Source organism: Pseudomonas sp. 51_B, assembly GCF_017491595.1.
GTDB lineage: Bacteria > Pseudomonadota > Gammaproteobacteria > Pseudomonadales > Pseudomonadaceae > Aquipseudomonas > Aquipseudomonas promysalinigenes.
This window is the reverse complement of sequence record NZ_JAFGYW010000090.1, coordinates 1-669: the sequence shown is the minus strand read 5'-3', so window position 1 is coordinate 669 and position 669 is coordinate 1. Positions and strand designations below refer to the sequence as shown.

The 669-nt window shown below is 57.2% G+C and carries 1 protein-coding gene; it reads left to right on the top strand.

The annotated features are described in order from the left end of the window. Positions 1 to 660, top strand: a 660-nt coding sequence (gene miaA / locus J5M56_RS23780) for a tRNA (adenosine(37)-N6)-dimethylallyltransferase MiaA (protein WP_207937916.1), incomplete at its 5' end; no start/stop codon positions are given. Positions 661 to 669: the final 9 nt, after the last annotated feature.

Below are 669 nucleotides of genomic sequence, written 5' to 3'. Positions count from 1 at the left end.
CTCTATTACAAGGCTTTGATCGAAGGTCTGGCAGACATGCCGGCGGCCGATCCCGAGGTCCGTGCGCAGATCGAGGAAGAAGCTGCACGCCTCGGCTGGCAAGCCCTGCACGATCAACTGGCGCAAATCGATCCGGTGTCGGCGGCGCGCATTCATCCCAATGATCCGCAGCGCTTGAGTCGGGCACTGGAAGTGTATCGAGTCAGCGGGCAGAGCATGACCGCCCTGCGCGAGCAACAATCTGCGCAAAGTACTGAAGCAGCCGCTTCGGGACGCCAACAATTGCCCTATACTGTCGCGAACCTGGCCATTGCTCCGGCGAATCGTCAGGTTCTGCACCAGCGAATTGAACAAAGATTCACAAATATGTTGGAACAGGGATTCATCGACGAGGTCGTAGCCCTGCGTAAAAGAAGTGACCTGCATTCGGGGTTGCCGTCTATACGTGCGGTAGGCTACCGCCAAGTTTGGGATTACCTGGACGGCAAGCTGACATTGGCCCAGATGCAGGAGCGGGGCATCATCGCCACGCGCCAATTGGCCAAACGCCAGTTTACCTGGCTGCGCAGCTGGGACGATTTGCACTGGCTGGACAGTCTTGATTGCGACAATCTGCCACGCGCCTTGAAATACCTTGGGACCATCTCCATATTGAGCTGAGTCCTTGCA